This window comes from Christiangramia flava JLT2011 (assembly GCF_001951155.1).
Taxonomy (GTDB): Bacteria; Bacteroidota; Bacteroidia; order Flavobacteriales; family Flavobacteriaceae; genus Christiangramia; species Christiangramia flava.
Window position 1 is genome coordinate 3,286,140 of the sequence record NZ_CP016359.1, and the last position, 18,046, is coordinate 3,304,185.

General features: G+C 42.0%; 17 protein-coding genes and 1 riboswitch. Of the genes, 7 read left to right on the top strand and 10 right to left on the bottom strand.

Translation table 11 applies throughout. The annotated features are described in order from the left end of the window. Window positions 1-71 precede the first annotated feature (71 nt). On the top strand, window positions 72-2,924 hold the full coding sequence (gene carB, locus GRFL_RS14550) for a carbamoyl-phosphate synthase large subunit (protein WP_083645311.1): 2,853 nt from the start codon (window positions 72-74) through the stop codon (window positions 2,922-2,924). A gap of 77 nt (window positions 2,925-3,001) precedes the next feature. Beyond that, window positions 3,002-3,400: a DUF423 domain-containing protein gene (locus GRFL_RS14555; RefSeq protein WP_083645312.1), complete on the top strand. Its 399-nt coding sequence runs from the start codon at window positions 3,002-3,004 to the stop codon at window positions 3,398-3,400. Here GRFL_RS14555 and GRFL_RS14560 read toward each other — a convergent pair. The 9 genes from GRFL_RS14560 to GRFL_RS14600 all read right to left on the bottom strand — a co-directional run bounded on the left by GRFL_RS14560 (window position 3,397) and on the right by GRFL_RS14600 (window position 11,710). Next, entirely contained in the window at window positions 3,397-3,897 is a 501-nt protein-coding gene (locus GRFL_RS14560; protein ID WP_139839219.1) for a hypothetical protein, read from the bottom strand. The genes GRFL_RS14555 and GRFL_RS14560 overlap by 4 nt on opposite strands. A 334-nt stretch (window positions 3,898-4,231) precedes the next feature. Further along, the gene (locus GRFL_RS14565) at window positions 4,232-5,188 is read right to left on the bottom strand and encodes a bile acid:sodium symporter family protein (protein ID WP_083645314.1); all 957 of its coding nucleotides are present in this window, start codon (window positions 5,186-5,188) and stop codon (window positions 4,232-4,234) included. Next, the gene (locus GRFL_RS14570; protein WP_083645315.1) at window positions 5,185-5,733 is read right to left on the bottom strand and encodes an acyl-CoA thioesterase; all 549 of its coding nucleotides are present in this window, start codon (window positions 5,731-5,733) and stop codon (window positions 5,185-5,187) included. The genes GRFL_RS14565 and GRFL_RS14570 overlap by 4 nt, the downstream gene beginning before the upstream one ends. Before the next feature lie 4 nt (window positions 5,734-5,737). Further along, complete coding sequence (locus GRFL_RS14575) at window positions 5,738-6,103, bottom strand: 6-phosphogluconate dehydrogenase (protein ID WP_083645316.1); 366 nt, start codon at window positions 6,101-6,103, stop codon at window positions 5,738-5,740. Beyond that, a complete protein-coding gene (locus GRFL_RS14580) occupies window positions 6,103-7,239 on the bottom strand; it encodes a serine hydrolase domain-containing protein (protein WP_083645317.1) in 1,137 nt (378 codons plus the stop codon). Before GRFL_RS14580 ends, GRFL_RS14575 begins: the two co-directional genes overlap by 1 nt. A 2-nt stretch (window positions 7,240-7,241) precedes the next feature. Then, window positions 7,242-8,672, bottom strand: a complete 1,431-nt coding sequence (locus GRFL_RS14585) for a DNA recombination protein RmuC (RefSeq protein ID WP_083645318.1) — start codon at window positions 8,670-8,672, stop codon at window positions 7,242-7,244. Between the two features lie 73 nt (window positions 8,673-8,745). Beyond that, window positions 8,746-9,537 carry an ABC transporter ATP-binding protein gene (locus GRFL_RS14590; RefSeq protein WP_083645319.1) on the bottom strand — a complete coding sequence of 264 codons (792 nt, stop codon included), beginning with the start codon at window positions 9,535-9,537 and terminating at the stop codon, window positions 8,746-8,748. Beyond that, the gene (locus tag GRFL_RS14595) at window positions 9,537-10,565 is read right to left on the bottom strand and encodes an iron ABC transporter permease (protein ID WP_083645320.1); all 1,029 of its coding nucleotides are present in this window, start codon (window positions 10,563-10,565) and stop codon (window positions 9,537-9,539) included. Before GRFL_RS14595 ends, GRFL_RS14590 begins: the two co-directional genes overlap by 1 nt. Further along, window positions 10,565-11,710, bottom strand: coding sequence for an ABC transporter substrate-binding protein (locus GRFL_RS14600; RefSeq protein ID WP_083645321.1), 1,146 nt, complete (start codon window positions 11,708-11,710; stop codon window positions 10,565-10,567). The genes GRFL_RS14595 and GRFL_RS14600 overlap by 1 nt, the downstream gene beginning before the upstream one ends. 60 nt (window positions 11,711-11,770) lie before the next feature. Beyond that, window positions 11,771-11,970, top strand: a riboswitch (cobalamin riboswitch). 31 nt (window positions 11,971-12,001) lie between these two features. On the opposite strand from GRFL_RS14600, the gene GRFL_RS14605 reads away from it, so the two are divergent. Continuing rightward, window positions 12,002-13,822, top strand: coding sequence for a TonB-dependent receptor plug domain-containing protein (locus tag GRFL_RS14605; RefSeq protein WP_083645322.1), 1,821 nt, complete (start codon window positions 12,002-12,004; stop codon window positions 13,820-13,822). Between the two features lie 2 nt (window positions 13,823-13,824). Continuing rightward, window positions 13,825-14,883 carry a YncE family protein gene (locus GRFL_RS14610; RefSeq protein ID WP_083645323.1) on the top strand — a complete coding sequence of 353 codons (1,059 nt, stop codon included), beginning with the start codon at window positions 13,825-13,827 and terminating at the stop codon, window positions 14,881-14,883. 53 nt (window positions 14,884-14,936) lie between these two features. Here the strand turns inward: GRFL_RS14610 and GRFL_RS14615 are convergent, their stop codons facing one another. Continuing rightward, complete coding sequence (locus GRFL_RS14615) at window positions 14,937-16,424, bottom strand: S41 family peptidase (protein ID WP_083645324.1); 1,488 nt, start codon at window positions 16,422-16,424, stop codon at window positions 14,937-14,939. 139 nt (window positions 16,425-16,563) lie between these two features. On the opposite strand from GRFL_RS14615, the gene GRFL_RS14620 reads away from it, so the two are divergent. The 3 genes from GRFL_RS14620 to GRFL_RS14630 are packed head-to-tail and all read left to right on the top strand — an operon-like array spanning window position 16,564 to window position 18,046. Next, window positions 16,564-17,073, top strand: coding sequence for an RNA polymerase sigma factor (locus tag GRFL_RS14620; protein WP_083645325.1), 510 nt, complete (start codon window positions 16,564-16,566; stop codon window positions 17,071-17,073). Further along, entirely contained in the window at window positions 17,060-17,506 is a 447-nt protein-coding gene (locus tag GRFL_RS14625) for a hypothetical protein (protein ID WP_083645326.1), read from the top strand. The genes GRFL_RS14620 and GRFL_RS14625 overlap by 14 nt, the downstream gene beginning before the upstream one ends. Window positions 17,507-17,518: 12 nt before the next feature. Continuing rightward, the gene (locus GRFL_RS14630; protein WP_083645327.1) at window positions 17,519-18,046 is read left to right on the top strand and encodes a DUF4252 domain-containing protein; all 528 of its coding nucleotides are present in this window, start codon (window positions 17,519-17,521) and stop codon (window positions 18,044-18,046) included.

Below are 18,046 nucleotides of genomic sequence, written 5' to 3' on the forward strand. Positions count from 1 at the left end.
GTTACTTTTTGGGTAACGCCTTTTTTTATATCCTTTCACTTCTTAATTTTACTGCAACACAACTTAGAAAAATGCCTAAAAACAAAGAAATCAAATGCGTACTTATCATAGGTTCCGGTCCTATTATCATTGGGCAGGCCTGTGAATTCGATTATTCAGGAACTCAGTCTTTAAGATCTTTACGTGAAGACGGGATCAAAACCATCCTCATCAATTCCAACCCGGCGACCATCATGACCGATCCTTCCATGGCCGATCATGTATATCTAAAACCGCTTACTACCAAATCGCTGGTTGAAATTCTGAAGGAACATCCGGAAATTGATGCTGTACTTCCAACAATGGGTGGGCAAACCGCTCTGAACCTTTGTATTGAAGCTGATGAGAAAGGAATATGGAAAGATTTCAATGTTCGCCTGATAGGTGTTGATATTGATGCGATCAATATTTGTGAAGATCGTGAAGAGTTCAAGCAATTGATGTCTCGTATTAATATCCCGGTGGCTCCTGCTAAGATCGTTACTTCTTATCTACAGGGGAAAGAAGTTGCGCAGGAATTTGGTTATCCGCTGGTAATTCGTGCATCTTACACCCTTGGAGGGGGTGGAGCTGGTTTCGTACATAAAGCGGAAGAATTTGACGAAATGCTTACCCGAGGCCTGGAAGCATCCCCTATACATGAAGTACTCATCGATAAAGCCCTACTTGGCTGGAAAGAGTACGAGTTAGAACTGCTTCGTGACAAGAATGATAACGTGGTAATCATCTGTACCATTGAAAATATGGATCCTATGGGGATTCACACGGGAGATTCCATAACTGTGGCTCCGGCCATGACCCTTAGTGACACCGCTTTCCAAAGAATGCGTGATATGGCGATCAAGATGATGCGCAGTATTGGTGATTTCGCAGGAGGATGTAACGTACAGTTCGCAGTAAGCCCTGATGAAAAGGAAGATATTTATGCAATTGAGATCAATCCTCGCGTATCCAGATCTTCTGCCTTGGCTTCCAAAGCGACGGGTTACCCTATTGCAAAGATCGCAACAAAACTTGCATTAGGTTATAACCTGGATGAGCTGGATAACCAGATCACCAAATCTACTTCTGCATTGTTTGAACCTTCTTTAGACTATGTGATCGTTAAAATTCCACGTTGGAATTTCGACAAATTTGAAGGTGCCGAAAGAAAACTCGGTCTACAGATGAAATCTGTTGGAGAAGTAATGGGAATTGGGCGCTCCTTCCAGGAAGCGCTTCATAAAGCCACACAATCTCTTGAAATCAAAAGAAATGGTCTGGGTGCCGACGGAAAAGGCTATAAAAACTACGACCAGATTATCGATAAATTAACCAATCCAAGCTGGGACCGCGTTTTTGTATTGTATGATGCCATACAAATGGGAATCCCGCTGAGCCGAATTCACGATATCACCAAGATCGATATGTGGTTCCTGAAGCAGTTCGAGGAACTTTATGTCCTGGAAACTGAAATAACCAAGTTCGATATAAATTCGGTTCAAAAAGATCTATTGCTGGAGGCGAAGCAAAAAGGTTTTGCTGACAGGCAGATCGCTCATATGCTGGATTGCCTGGAGAGCGACGTTTATAAAAAACGCGAAGAGCTTGGCGTAAAACGGGTGTACAAACTCGTAGACACCTGCGCCGCCGAATTTAAAGCGGAAACTCCCTATTATTATTCCACTTTCGAGGAAGAGATCGTGAGCAAGGAAGGGCAATCTTACGTTGCAAATGAGAGCGAATCTTCAGATAAAAAGAAAATTGTGGTTCTGGGATCTGGTCCTAACAGGATCGGGCAGGGAATTGAATTTGATTATAGCTGTGTGCACGGGGTGTTGGCAGCTGCGGAATGCGGTTATGAAACCATCATGATCAACTGTAACCCGGAGACTGTTTCTACCGATTTTGATATTGCTGATAAACTTTATTTTGAACCGGTTTTCTGGGAACACATCTATGACATCATTCAGCATGAAAAACCCGAAGGAGTGATCGTGCAGCTTGGTGGCCAGACTGCTTTGAAATTAGCTGAAAAACTGGATCGCTACGGAATAAAAATCATGGGAACCAGCTTTAAGGCGCTGGATCTTGCAGAAGACCGCGGAAGTTTTTCCACACTGCTTCAGGAAAATGATATTCCTTATCCTGAATTCGGAACAGCGGAAACTGCTGAAGAAGCCTTAAAACTGGCAGACGATCTGAATTTTCCAATTCTGGTAAGACCTTCATACGTTCTGGGTGGTCAGGGTATGAAGATCGTCATCAACAAGGAAGATCTGGAAGCTCACGTAATTGACCTTCTAAGAAAAATTCCGAATAATAAACTATTACTAGATCATTACCTGGACGGAGCCATTGAGGCCGAAGCTGATGCGATCTGCGATGGCGAAGATGTTTATATTATCGGGATCATGGAGCATGTGGAGCCTTGTGGAATACATTCCGGTGATTCCAACGCGTTGCTACCTCCTTTCACTTTAGGAGATCTTGTGCTGCAACAGATCAAAGACCATACGAAGAAGATCGCTTTAGCGCTGAACACGGTTGGTTTGATCAATATTCAGTTTGCAATTAAAGATGATCAGGTTTATATTATTGAGGCGAACCCGAGAGCATCTCGTACGGTTCCTTTTATTGCAAAAGCCTATAAAGAGCCTTATGTAAACTATGCGACCAAGGTAATGCTCGGCGAAAAGAAACTGAAAGATTTCAAATTTGAACCAAAACTGGATGGATATGCGATCAAGCAACCCGTTTTCTCTTTTAATAAATTCCATAAAGTGAATAAGCAACTGGGGCCTGAGATGAAGAGTACCGGTGAAAGTATCTTATTCATTGACAGTTTGAGAGATGATGATTTTTACGAGATCTATACTCGTAGAAAAATGTACTTAAGTAAATAAGTTGATCATAATATTACATTAAAACGGACCTATTTCAGGTCCGTTTTTTATTACTTTATACGGAATATATACTTGAAATGAGAGAATTGGTTTTGTTTTTCGGCGGGATGTATGGAACGCTGGCAGTGATTTTGGGTGCTTTTGGAGCCCATGCCTTAAAAAGATCTTTCAATGATGACCAGCTGAAAAGTTTTGAAACAGGGGTGCGTTACCAGATGTACCATGCCATTTTGCTATTGGTAAGCGGAATTGCCTTTCCGTTTTTGGAAACAGGACAGGTGCTATTTGCCTGGGCAGTAATAATCGGCGTTTTTCTGTTCTCCTTCAGTATTTATGGACTTACGTGGTTTGCTTCCAGAGGGAAAAAACTTAGCTTTCTGGGGCCGGTCACCCCGTTTGGCGGTTTATTGCTGATCATTGGATGGATCATTTTCACTATTGAAATCATGTCCATCGCGCCTTATTTTCAGCCTTAGTCACGACAATCCACTCTCTGTAACACAATATTGTTATTGATCTGTAAATTTTGATGATCATCAAATTGTGTACGGTTGCCTTTGCTGATAATGGGGCCAAAACCCTCCTTTAAGCCGTCAGCGGTTTTTAGGAAAAAAACTTCCCGGGTAGATTGTTGCCCTTCCGAATTAAAAGAATAATCGGCAAAAAGGCTGTCTCCGGAAAATCTTCCCTGTATCTCCCCACGATTGCTATCTTTTTCATACAAGTTGTAACTAAGATCTCCGGAAACCATATGATCTTCAGTAACCGTTATGGAAAGATAGATCGAATCCTTGCTATTTTCCATCGCAAAACATTCTTTATGTTTTTTGACCGGAAGTTTTTCAGGTTCACTGATTTTTTCTTCCACTCGCTTTTCAGCATGTTTCTCTGACTGATTGTTGCATCCTGAAAGTAGGAAAATTCCACCGAGAAGAAAGGCGGTAAAAGTCCGTATAAAAATTTTGCCGTTCATGTTCACCAAGTTATTAAACTTTCTCTTATAACGACAACCCGATTTCATTAGATATGCGATTTAGTAAAAGTTTAAGATAGCCAATAAACAATTTTGTCAAAATGCTGATTTTAAGGCTTAAAAATCTGCTGAAATAAATTTTATGATTTTTAGAATGTTAAAAATTTGCTAAAAAAGAAATTTGTTTTGAAATTAGGATAAAACCAAACGACCCATGAGAAAATCTGCTAACCCTACTAAAGAGTTTCCTCAGTTATTACGTAGTACGTCCTTTGAATCCTTAGGAAACTTAATCATTGTGCTATTAGGTGCTATGACCATCACCTATATTACATTATTTTGGTGAAGCTTCCCTGCGACGATATTTTTCCGCAAACCAGGAAATAAGTATCAGTTGCATGGAGTGGTAAAGCATTATTGGCAGCAGGAGTAATCCCGCACTGGCGCTTTGCCCGAATATGACCTTGATCATAACGGAACCGTGAACCAGTGATTTTTTGGTTCCGCAGAATTGCGCCGTGATCTTATCTTCAGTTTTTAAATTAAGTTTTTCAGCTACATATCCTAATAGAAAATAGACGAACAAGAAGAAAATAACGACCAGTATCACTAATTTCAGCAGTTGAAATTTTGATGCGCTAGTGAATAATCCGGAGCCGAAAGATTCGCTAAAACTTGAATACACAATAAGCAGGATTGTGCCCTTGTCTAACAATCCCAATTGTTTGGAATATTTTTTCGCCCAGTTCCCCAACAATCGTTGCAGAAACAAGCCTATTACCAGGGGAACAATGATCTGGATAACCAGTTTTTGCACCACATTTAAAAAATCAAATTCTCCGGTTTTTCCTAAGATCAAACTGAGCCAAAATGGAGTCGCAAAAATCCCGATCAACCCGGAAAGACTGGCATTGAATATTGCGGCAGGTACATTTCCTTTAGCTAGCGAGACCATCACGACCGAAGATGAAACGGTTGAAGGCAACGTTCCCAGGAAAAACAGGGCGATCCAGAAATTGGAATGAATACCTTCCGGAAATAAAGGGAGACAGGCGAGACAAAGCAGCGGAAATAAGAGGAAAGTAGATAGGTGTATCAACAGGTGAATCCTGTAATTCAGAATACCGGCCTTAAATTCAGAAGGGGAGAGTTTGAGTCCGTAAAAAAGGAAAATCAGTCCTATCCCGATGTCGATAATCGTCTTTAACGGTAGTAGATCGGTGCCTTCCGGAAAAAAATAAGCACCGGCAATCATGCAAAAAATTCCGACTATAAATCCGTTAAATTTCAAGAGTTTTTCCTGATTTGTACTTTGTACTCCTCCAGGATATCATGATATTCGTGGGAAGAAAAATCGGTTTCATGAAATTCCTTACTCCGTTTCTTTTTCATATCCTTCCGCTTGATACTTTTCGCAAAACGCCTGATCTCATTTTCAGATTGCAGGATCAAACCGGGAACATTCACTGATTTTCCTTCCTGATCTTTGGCGACCATGGTAAAATAGGAGGAATTACAGTGTTTTCGCTGGCCGGTCTGAATATTTTCAGCTTCCACCCGAATACCGATAACCATCGAACTATGGCCTACAAAATTTACCGAAGCACGCATCGTAACCAGCTCCCCAATTTCAATAGGCTTCAGAAAATCTACCGTATCCACACTGGCCGTTACGCAATATTTCCCCGAATGTTTGGAAGCACAGGCAAACGCGATCTGGTCAAGCAGGGAGAGAATATAGCCTCCGTGAATCTTACCGTTGAAATTAGAATGGGAGGGAAGCATCAACTCTGAAATGACGACCTGGCTTTCTTTTACGGTTTTAAAATCGTTCATAAACTTAATTTCTGAAATGCGGACTTTGTGCCTGTTCTACTTCTGTAATAAAATATTTGGTGTCACCCCAGAAGAAAAAGGTGGAAAAACGCTCAATATAAGTTAGGCGTACGTAACTCCCTTCATATTGCTGTAACTTGTCAATTACCTCGTCATCCTTATCTAAAACTGAAAATTGAAAGATCTGAGCACCGCTGATTCCCTGGCTGATCTCACCTTCCCAGGTCTTGGAAACAACGCCTTTGCGACTGAATTTGATCAATTCGCCGGTCCTGGTTCCTTCGCTATAGGGCACGAAATAAATGAAAGCGTAATATAATAGCCAGAGCACAAAAATACCGCCCAGTATGTAAAACAGGGTTTTCTTCATTATAAATCTTTATAAACTAGATTGAGGAATTCTTCGAATTTTGATGGTTCTAGCCAGCGGGTTACGATCACCATTTTTCTTTTTTGATCTACCACGATAAAATTTCCGCCAAAACCGGCAGCGTAGAAAATTTCTGAGTCAATTGCTTCCATATGGCGATCACCAGCTGCATTCAACCACCACATATACCCGTAATTGCTATTGGCTTCGGAAGGCATGCCAGCTTCCTCGATCAGATCAGGATGGAGCAATTGCTGGCCATTCCAGTTACCGTTATTCATAAAAAGTAAACCGAATCTTGCCATATCTGTGGTACTGATGAACATCCCACCCCCGGAATGCCCGCCCCCGCTTACCGATTGCATTTGGAGCCCGTCGATCGCAGTCCAGGAATTCTCGTACCCAAACCATCGCCAGGACGAAGAAGCTCCAATAGGATCCATAATGTTGTTTTTCAAAACCTTCGGCAAGGGCTCGCGAAAAATATTCAGCAGGGAATAGGCGAGAACATTCACCCGTACATCATTATATTTAAAATAAGATCCCGGTTCGTGCAATGCTCGTGAACGCCACTGGTCAATGTTCTGATCTCTGGGAGGTCTGTCTGCCCAATCATAAGAACCCCAAAGTTCCCCGCTCCAGTCAGAATTTTGCTGAAGAAGGTGCTTCCAGGTGATTTTGGAATTATGAGATCCTTCAAAAGTTCCATCCCAAATATATCGGGCTACGGAATCATTAACATTTTTAATCTTTTCCTGCTGAAGCGCAATCAGGGCTGTGGTTGAAAGAAAGCTTTTAGTTACGCTGAAGGTCATATCCACACGATCTACAGCTCCCCACTGCGCAACGATATAGCCATTCTTAAGAATTAATCCGGCAGGGCCGCCCCGTCTTTTTACCGGTCCAAGCAATTGATGATAGGGTTCGCTTTGAAACCCCTTTAAAATGGCCTGTCTCAGGTCTCGGGATTCAGAATATTCATTTTCTTCAGCAAATTGTATCGCTTCTGAAAAATCAAGATCGAATTCTTTTGAGGTTTTTGTTTGCCATTCGCCAGCAGGTGGAAAATACACTTTCTGGGCCTGTAGCGTGCTAACGAAGAAGAATAACAGAAGGGAATAGAAGATCTTTTTCACAATTATTCGAGATTTAAAGTTGGATTTTCAACACTTTCTTCCTCGTCTTCTTGTTCAATTTCAGCCCTGTTCAAAAGTTTCTGGTCCATTTGCTTACTAGCTTTGGCACCGAGTTTTTTCAGCTTTTCTACTCTGCGGATCAGATTTCCTTTTCCGGTAAGCTTTTTCATGGCACCTTCATAAGAATTTTGAACCGTACCAATTTGCCGACCAATTTTCAGCAATTCATCGGTCAGATTCACGAAAGAATCATATAAAGCACCTGCCTGAGTGGCTATTTGTATCGCATTTTGTTTTTGTTTCTCATTCTGCCACATACTGTCTATCGTTTTCAAAACGGCCAGGAGCGTGGTTGGAGTGACGATAATGATGTTTTTTTCAAAGGCGTCGCTGTAGAGATTCGGCTGCTCGTTAGAAGCAATGGCAAAAGCGGCTTCGATCGGGATGAAAAGCAGCACAAAATCAGGACTGTCCATTTGGTACAGAGTGTGATAATTTTTATTGCTCAATTCATTCACCCTGTTTTTTACTGAAATAAGATGATTTTTAAGATGTGCGGTCTTTTCCTGCTCATCTACTTCGTTTATGTAGCGTTCATAGGCAATTAGGGAAACTTTGGAATCTACGATCATCTTTTTATCGCCTGGCATATGGATGATCACATCGGGCATCACGCGGCGCCCTTCCTCAGTATTGAAACTTTGCTGCACGAAATATTCGCTGTCTTTCTGTAATCCGCTTCGTTCCAGAACCCTTTCCAGTACCATTTCTCCCCAGTTCCCCTGCATTTTCGTATCTCCTTTAAGGGCTTTGGTCAGATTGGTAGCTTCTTCGCTAATACGCACGTTCTGTTCGTGAAGATTCTTCAATTTTTCACCTAATTCGGCATGTCTCCTAATAGATTCTGTATTGGTAACGGTCACTTTTTCTTCGAACTCCTTGATCTTTTCGTTTAACGGAGTCAGAATATTCTCAATATTTTGCTTATTGAGAGAGGTGAATTTTTCAGATTTTTGGTCCAGTATTTTATTGGCCAGATTTTCAAATTCTTTCTGAAATTTTTCATTCAGCTTTTCTACTTCAGCTTTCTGTTCTTCGTTTCGTTCCTGGAGATTATTAAATTCCGAAATTTTCCTGGTGAGCTGTAACCCGATATTTTCCTTTTCCTGCCGAACCTTATTAAGAGATTCTTCCAGCTTTGTAATTTGTGCACGATACTCATTCCGCTGATTTTCAAAATCATTTTTTAAATTATTTAAATCGCTGGAATGTTGTTTTTTAAGATCTTCTATGTGAAGTGATAATTGATTGTTTCGCTCTTCCAATCTTCCTGCTTCCGATTTAGATTTCAGGTTTGCAATCAGTCTTCCGAAAAAGATTCCCAGACCCAGCGCAATGATGAAAATGAGTAGAAATATTAAAACGTCGCTCATAAAAATGATGATTTTTTCAAAGATACCGAAATCTGCTTGCAGCTCGAATTTGCTGAAAAAAACTTATTAAAAATTACTTCACTTTGAAGCTGGACGAAGTTTTGTCGAAGTAAATAAGACTTTCCGGGAATAGGGAATGAAATGCTTCCTGGGAAATAAGTTCTTTTGGCGTACCAAACTGAACTTTTCCGTCTTTCAAAATGGCCAGTTTATCGCATAGCTGCAGCGCCAGGTTGATTTCATGCGTGGCAAACAAAATGGCTTTACCGGTATTCCGGCTAATTTGTTTCAGAAGATTCAAAACATAAGCCTTATGATAAAGATCAAGGTGAGTGGTGGGTTCATCCAGAATGATAAGAGGAGTGTCCTGGGCAAGAGCACGGGCGATCAACACTTTCTGAAATTGTCCGTCGCTCAACTCATAGCACTTTTTGTGGCGAATATCCTCAAGACCTACCTGTTGCATGGCCTTCATGATGGCTGAAAGATCCTTTTGGGTAAGACGGCCAATCCAGTTGGTGTACGGCTGCCGGCCTAAAGCCACCAGTTCCGCTACCGTAAGATTTCTGGAAACACTTTGCTCCGTCAAGACCAGGCTGATCTCTTTTGCCAATTCTGATGGCTCAGATTTTGAAATATCCTTTGAATTTATAAAATACTGACCTTTAATGCTTTCAATAATACCGCTTAAAGTTTTTAATAAGGTGGATTTACCAGAGCCATTTTCCCCGATAACCGCTACTAATTCCCCTTCAGCAATCGATAAATCAATATTTTTTGCAATGGAAATCAGTTCTTTTTTCTTTCGATAACCAATCTCCAGCTCACGAGTTTCGAGGACAATATGGGAAGTTTCCGAAGTCATCAAAAATTGAATTTTCTTTTTCGAACCAGCAACCAAATGACCACCGGCGCTCCAATGATGGAGGTAATAGCGTTAATAGGAAGGCTATATTCACTTCCCGGCAACTGGGCGATCATATCACAAACAAGCATCAGGATCGCGCCACCAAAAAGAACGGCCGGAACCAGTGTGACGTGGTTTGCGGAAGGGATAACCTGCCTGATCAAGTGAGGAACTGCCAAGCCAATGAATGCGATCGGGCCTGCGAAAGCGGTGATGCTACCAGCTAGTAAACTGGTGGCCAGGATAATCAAAAATCTGTTTTTCTGAATATTTGTCCCGAGACTTCTCGCGTAGTTTTCTCCCAATAACAAAGAATTGAGGTTTTTGATGCTGAAAATACTGATCAGAATTCCGGCAAACCAGAACAGTCCCAAAATGCTTACCTGGTCCCAGGCGAGGTTTCCGAGGCTTCCGTAAGACCAGAAAACGTATTGCTGTAATTGTGATGCTGGGCTAAAATAGGCCAGGACGCTTACGATTGCGGCGGTAAAACTGGCGAACATCAAACCAATGATGAGAATCGCCATGGTATCACGCAAACGAATCGAAGCCAGGATAACAGCCAGCAGCACCAGCAAGCTTCCCAAACTTGAAGCCACCACCAGGCTCCAGCTGGAAAGAAATATAACCGATGCCGTAGCACCAAAAATAGAGGCACCCATAAATAGCAACGCGACTCCCAGGCTAGCCCCACTGCTCAGACCCAATACGTAAGGTCCAGCCAGTGGATTACGGAAAAGAGTTTGCATCAACAAACCGCTAAGGGCAAGTCCAGAGCCGGAAATGATTGCCGTAAGTGCTTTTGGCAGGCGGTAATTCAAAATGATATAGTTCCAGGTTTCCTTTTCAACTTTTTGACCGGTTAGACTGGCAAAAACTTCAGAAAAAGGAATTTTAACCGATCCCAGGCTGATATTAAGCATGCTGGTAAAAATGACCAGTGCGATCAGAAAAAGAATTCCCAGGATGTACGTTCTTTTAAGCATCACTCAGAAAGCGGTTTAAAAAACACCGTTTCGTAATTTTTTAAGAGAGACGGATGAAAAATATGGATCAGGTCTTTTAACACAAGGTCTGGGCGCTGTGGTCCCAGTTCGTAAAATATCACGCCGCCGGTTGCGCCGGTGGCAAGGCTGACGCTATACACATTTTTCTCCTGAACGGCCTTAAATTGAGAGTAATGTGGGGACTGATCTGCCAGGTCCTGATACGTTTTAAATTGTCCCGTGCTCACCCAAAAATCGGCATCCTGGCTTTTCTCCAGCACACTTTCAAATGCCAGTGACAGGCTGCCTTCACCTGTAGTTTCAGCATACAGATAATCGGCATTGGCATCTTTGATGAACTGCGCCTGCCAGGAATTTCCGTACGGCATGTACCACTGGTCATTGAACATGGAACCGCCAATCACTTTAGGCCTATCATCAGCTGTTTTGGCGAGTTCTTCGGCCTCTAAATAGGCTGTTTTGATCGAATTATAAGTTTCAGCAGCCAGGGAATCCTTTTGGAACAATGCCCCAAAGAACTTAATCCATTCAGCTTTTCCCAGTGGCGTGGTCTCCGTCCAGTCACCATTATAGATCACGGGGATTCCGGTTTTAGAAACGGTTTCCAGGCTTTTATTGGAAGCATTGATCGCGAATCCAACCACTACGGCGGGATCCAGGTTGATCAAAACTTCGGTATTTAAATTTTCGTTTTGGCCAATTTCAGTAATATTTCCGGAATCGATCAGTTTGCGAGTTTTTTCCGAAGAAATGTAATCCAGGCCTGGAAAACCGATCAGTTTTTCTGAAACATTCAAAGCTTCCAACGCCGGGATATGCGTGGTGGAAGTAACCACAAGATTTTTGACAGGAACCTGAAGCGCCACATCGTATTCGGCATTTTCGGGAATGTCTTCCTTTTTCGAATAGAGCAGATAGGTAAATGCGTTTTCAGCATCAGGCCAGGGAGTTTGGACCTTCAGGATCTTATAGCCGGGATAGGTTTGCAAACTAAAGCCTTCCGCATCTTCAACCAAATTTTCAGAAGGCTTAATAGCTTCGGAAATTGCCGGCTGTTTCTCGTTTTTACAAGCCAGGCATAGAATGAATAGAATGATCAGGTAGTGTTTTCTCAAAACGTTCATTTGATGTTCAAAAGTAAGATTATTTAAATTTTTGTCGCTACCGTCTCGTTGAATTGTTTATTTTCGCACTGAAATTTTGGTTCGGTATCGAATTTCTGTACCGATTAAAAGGGAATCAGGTAAATGCCTGAGCTGTTCCCGCAACTGTAAGCTAAGCCCGCACGGGCGGCTGCAAAACGCTTCAAACCACTGACGTTTTTTGTTGGGAAGGTATTTTGCAGTACGCGAGCCAGGAGACCTGCCAGAGTTCAAACTAACATCGAATGACTTTCGGGATAAAAGTCACAGATCATGGCAAAGAACCTGTTTTTCATACTATTTTTTATTTTCTGGCTTCAGTCGTATGCCCAGGATACTATTGAGTACCTCGACGAGATTCGGCTGGCAGATGTCAAACTGAAATCCAATTCCACGGGGCAGTTTGTAAAAACGGTCGATTCTGCTGCATTACAACGAAGCGAACCACTACTTACCAATGTATTGAAATTCAATTCTCCCTATTTTTTTCGTGAAAACGGCTACGGAATGGTCTCCTCAGTATCGGTTAGAGGAACGGGTGCTTCGCAAACAGCCGTGGTCTGGAATGGCATAAACATCAATTCTCAATTTACGGGGCAGACCGATTTTAATACGATCAATGCTGCCGCTTATGACGCAATAAACGTACGTCCCGGCGCTGGAAGCGTGGTTTACGGAAGTGGTGCCATTGGTGGAACAGTACATCTTCATGATGATTTTCAGTTCAACGGAGCGAAATCTCAGCGTTTAAACATCGGTTATGGCAGTTTTGAAACGTATAGCGCAAACTATTCTGGTAATTTCAGCAGCGATCAAACAGCTATAAAGATTAAATTATCGGGAATTGATTCTCAAAATGATTATCCTTATAAGGGAACTGATCGCTCGAATACGAATGGGGATTTCAGCAATTATTCCTTAAATGCTTCGGCAGCGCACTGGATCGTCAAAGATCATCTTCTGAAAATATATTCGAGCTACAACAAAGGCGATAGAGGTTTTTCCGGAACAATGAACATTCCGTCCAACAGCAAATATCTCGACAGGAATTCCCGGAATTTACTGGAATGGAAATATTTAAAGGGGCGGTGGAGCAGTAGCCTGAAAACTGCTTTTTTAAAGGAAGAATTTCGATATTTTGAAAATCGGGACCGGGAAGCATTTACTTATGGGGACGCGAAAACGGCCATTTTTAAGTATGATCTTGGTTTCAAATGGAATCGGTCGAATCGCATCCATTTTATTGCCGATCATACCCGAATTGACGGAAAGGGTTCCGGCATCACTGATAATAACCGGCAAACTACAGGGCTGGCAGTCTTATATAATGGTAGAACCGATAATCTTCAATACGAAGCCAGTTTCAGGCAGGAGTTCACTCCCAATTTTGGTTCGCCTTTACTGATCAATATCGGTTCAGAATATCGATTTTCAGAAAATTACCAGCTTTCGGCGAATTTTTCACGGAATTATCGAATACCCACTTTTAATGACCTGTTCTGGAGCAGCGGCGGAAATGCTTATCTCCATCCGGAAAGATCGGTGCAGGGAGAAATTGGGCAGTCCATCAGTCTGAAAAAAGTCAGTTTTCGACTGAATGTTTTTTATATCAGCATTCGGGACCTAATTCGCTGGGTTCCTTCGGAAGAAGGTATCTGGAAACCGGAAAACACTGCCGAAGCTGAGAATTACGGACTGGAATTTTTTGCAGATTTCGCAACGAAGATCGGAAAAAATCAGCTGGAAATGCACTCCACTTATGCCTATACCAAAGCCATCGACCTGGCGAACCAAAACCAGTTAATTTACACGCCACTTCACAAAGCGACATTGACAGGGACCTATCAGATTGGGAATCTGGAAATTTTTTTCCAGTCGCTTTACAATGGAAAAATCTTTACTTCTTCTGATAACAATTACGAGTTGGCGGGTTACTATCTCGCTGATTTTGGCGTAAGTTTTCCGCTATTGAAGAAGCCTGCCACGAAATTACAAATCCAGGCCAATAATATTTTCGGTAAGGAATACCAGAGTATGCCTTCGCGAATAATGCCAGGTAGAAATTACAAAGCTTTACTAACAATCAATTTTTAATCATGAAAAAGAAATTTTTATTTTTTGCAACCTTGTCATTACTCTTTTTTTCCTGTAGCGAGGATGATTCCCCCACCACTCCTGAACCAGAGGCAGCATTTGCCAGCGGAATCTTTGTTCTCAACGAAGGAAATTTTGGCTCTTCCAACGCCACGGTCAGTTTTATCAATGCTGACGGAAATGTGGAACGATCTGTTTTTAGCGCGGTAAACGGAACTGATCTTGGAGATACGGCCCAGTCTATTGCGTTTTACGAAGATCTTGCTTTTATCATCCTGAACGTTTCCAACAAGATCGAAGTGGTAGATCGATACACCTTCGAGCAGGTGGCCAGTATTGGTACTGATTTACAGAACCCACGCTACGCAGCCATCGCAAACGGGAAGTTATATGTGACGAATTGGGGCGACGGAATGGACAGCGAGGATGATTTCGTTGCTGTTTTTGAGCTTGCAGATTTTACTCTTGCTGAAAAGATTGCGGTAGCAGAGGGGCCTGAAAACATCCGGGCTATCAACGACAAATTGTACGTCGCACACCAGGGCGGTTTTTCATTTAATAATCTTCTAAGCATCATTGATTCTGAAGACAATACTGTCGAAAAGACTTTGGAAGTAGGGGATGTCCCAAATTCTATGGTGGTGGCCAATGGTGATCTTTACGTTTTAAGCGGTGGAAAGCCTTCGTATGCTTCGGAAGAAACAGCTTCCAGTATTGCTGAAATCAGTTTGGACAGCGACGAAGTGTCTGATTCCTGGAATTTTGAGCTCAGCGCTGGACATGCCGGAAACCTTTCAGTAGTGGGAGGAAATTTATTGTATATTATTAATTCTGATGTTTTCGAATGGAGTGGTAGTGGAGCCCTTCCGGGAAGCAGTTCTTTTAGCCTGACGGAACCAGCTTCGATCTATGGTTTTGACGTGACTGATGATGCGATCTTTGTTTCTTCACCAACCGCCGACTTTACCGGTGACGGAACGGTTTACAAATACGACCTTTCAGGGCAGTTACTGGATACCTATTCAGTAGAGATCAATCCTAACGGAGTCTATTTCAACTAATCAAAAAAGCCCCGCAATTTGCGGGGCTTTTTTATAAATACTCTGATTTAATATTAATTCTTCTCCAGCTTCGCGCCTAATTTCTGGCCGCCTGTATCGGGAAGTTCATCGATATACATTCTTTGATATACAGGGCTATTGAAACCTGTTTCTTTGAACTCACTATACCAGAACTCTCGTTCAGGATAGAATCTTCTGTTATTTTTGATCGCATCAATAGCTGCTGCCAGAAGTGGTTCAGAAGGATCTCCCAATTTTCCAAGATTTGAGATTCGCTCTTCGATAGCTACATCTGGAATCAACCCGTTATAAGGCACCACGTTGTCTTCAGCATTTACAGATTCGTAAACCAGTGGCTGAATGGCGTATAAATGGTCTGGATTGGCGTTATCCCGTCCAAAATTAGGTGAATCATAAAGAGTTACCGAAGCCTGGGATTTTCCTACGGTAGTGTCTCCCACCTTAACCACATCGATGTAAGGGCTCAAACCGTTCATAACCAATTCACTGGCAGAAGCGGTGCTTCCTGTACCAATCACATAAAGATCTGTCAAATTAAGACTGTTGATCGCCACATCATTGTCAATTTCATCAGTGAAATAGTTGAATAATCTATCAGGATTCTGATCCAGGAAATAAGCCTGGTATTTGTCGTTCCATTGCTGTTTTGCAAATACGTCCCCGGTAAACTGGCCGGTGATCATACTGGCAAGTCTGGTAGCAGAACTAACTCGGCCACCACCGTTGTAGCGAAGATCGAGGATCAACTTCTGGATACCTTCAGCTTTAAACTCGGCAAAAGCATCATTCAGTTCATCGTCAAAATCAGCCACAAAACTGTTATACATCAGGTATCCCACTTTGATGCCATCTACATCTAATACTTCTTTAACTAAAATAGGATTTTCGGTCAGTGTTTGAGCTGCAATAGTTACTTCTTCGCCGGTTTCACTTACCGTGTTATCGTTGATGGTAGCAATGGTGAAAGTTTGAGAAGAACTTCCAAGCAATTCGCGATAGTTATCTACGGTAAGGGTGGTTCCGTTGATCTTGGTGAAAAGATCTCCACGTTCAATATTCTGGCCATCGGCATTACTTCCCGGAACGATGTAGCGCACAACCCCGAAAATATCATTAGAGCCAGAAAAACGGTACAGTCTATAATCTACACCGGTAGTTTCAGAAATCCCGCTGAACATATTTTCCAATTCCACATAATCATCTGTAATGAAAGAGAAACGATCCTGCTCGGCCACCAGACCATCGTAGAACAGGTCTTCAGGACTGTCCCAGGTTTCCAGCCAGTCGTATAATTCATCCTGGGTATCAAAATAATCATCTGCCAGCTCCGGAATCTGAGACTTATAAAGGTAAATTTCATTCATACCTTTCCAAACGAAGTCTTTTACCTCCAGTTCTGTAGTGATCTCTCTTTCAGAGGTAGGCGGATCTACTGGAGTATCGTCATTATCTTCCTTGGAACAGGAAGTCATCAGCAGCCCTCCAAAAACGAAGAGCATCAAATATTTAGTAATTTTCATAAAATAGGTATATGTTAAATAAAGGTTTAGCAATTTTTTCTAAAATTAGACACTTTAAAAGAATTTCAAAATAATTTGTAACAAAACAATTACTCATTCGTATTAGAGGTGAGAAGGTTCACTAACCAACCCATCAACAATGAAAGAACGCGCCTTCCTGAAAATAATTGATCCTGTTAAGGACAAAATGTACCGTTTGGCACTGCGCTTGCTTACATCGAAGGAAGCAGCAGAAGACGCTACACAGGAAGTTATTTTGAAATTATGGAGCCGCAAAGAGAAAATCAAGCATTATGCCAATGTCGAGGCTTTCGCGATGACAGTTACAAAAAATTACTGTCTGGACCAGTTGAAGTCGAAACAGAATAGCCATTTGCGGATCGTTCATCAAAATTATGAAAGCCATCACGTTTCGCTTCAAAAAGAGATCGAGCTGAATGATGAGATGAACTGGCTCTCCATGATCGTAAATGATCTACCCGAACAGCAACGTATGATTTTTCAGCTTCGGGACGTGGAACAGTATGAATATGAGGAAATTGCAGAAATAATGGAAATGAACCAGACGGCAATCCGGGTGGCACTTTCAAGAGCTCGTAAGGCGATCAGGGAAAGTCTGGTAAAAAAGCACAACTATGGAATGGGATAAATTAGAGAAATTGCTGGCCAGGTACGATGAAGGGGAAACCAGCCTGGCAGAAGAACAGGAACTCCGGGAATATTTCAGTACTAATGAGGTTCCGGAAGAACTTTACGCTTACAAACTAATGTTTGCTTATGTGAGCCGAGAGAAAAAAGAAACTTTTGAAGCCGAAGATTCGGTTAAAGCGTCTAAAGCTAAATACGCCTGGACCAGTATCGCTGCCATGATTGCGATCATGCTTGGAATTTATTTTTTCAATGATCATTCCGGGACCATGCAGGAGCAGCAGGTGGCTTCCCTCAGTGAAGAAGAAATGGCTTTGGAGCAAACCAAGGAAACCCTGAAAATGGTTTCAGAATTTATGAACGAAGGAACTGCAGACCTTGTTTACCTGAAAGAATTCAATAACACTAAAAACAAAATCATTCAACTAGATTAAAAACCAGAAATCATGAATAGAATAATAATCACCCTCCTCCTGGCCCTGGCGCCATTGTTTTCTCAGGCTCAGAATTTCGAGAAATATGAGAACATGAAAGATGTAGATGCCATGGTCATGACCAGCAAAATGTTCAAAATGCTGGCAAAAGTAGACCTTAGCGAAAGTGATCCTGAGGCTCAGGAATACATGAAGCTTATTGAAAACCTGGACCGGATCCAGATCTACAAATCATCCAACCCGGATGTGATGCAGAAAATGGCTACAGATGTTCAGGCCTACCTTCAAAAAGGTTCACTGGAAGAACTGATGCGGGTAAAAGACGACGGCCAGAATATTAAATTTTATTCGGTTCCGGGTAAAAACGACAATTATGTGAAAGAGCTTTTCATGTACCTGCAGGGAAGCAACTCCAATAAACCCATGACTGTTATCCTGAGTATTACGGGAGATATAGACCTTTCCCAACTATCCAAGCTTACAGCTGATCTCAAAGTGCCTGGAGCTGAAAAACTGAAAGATGCCAACAAAAAATCCTAA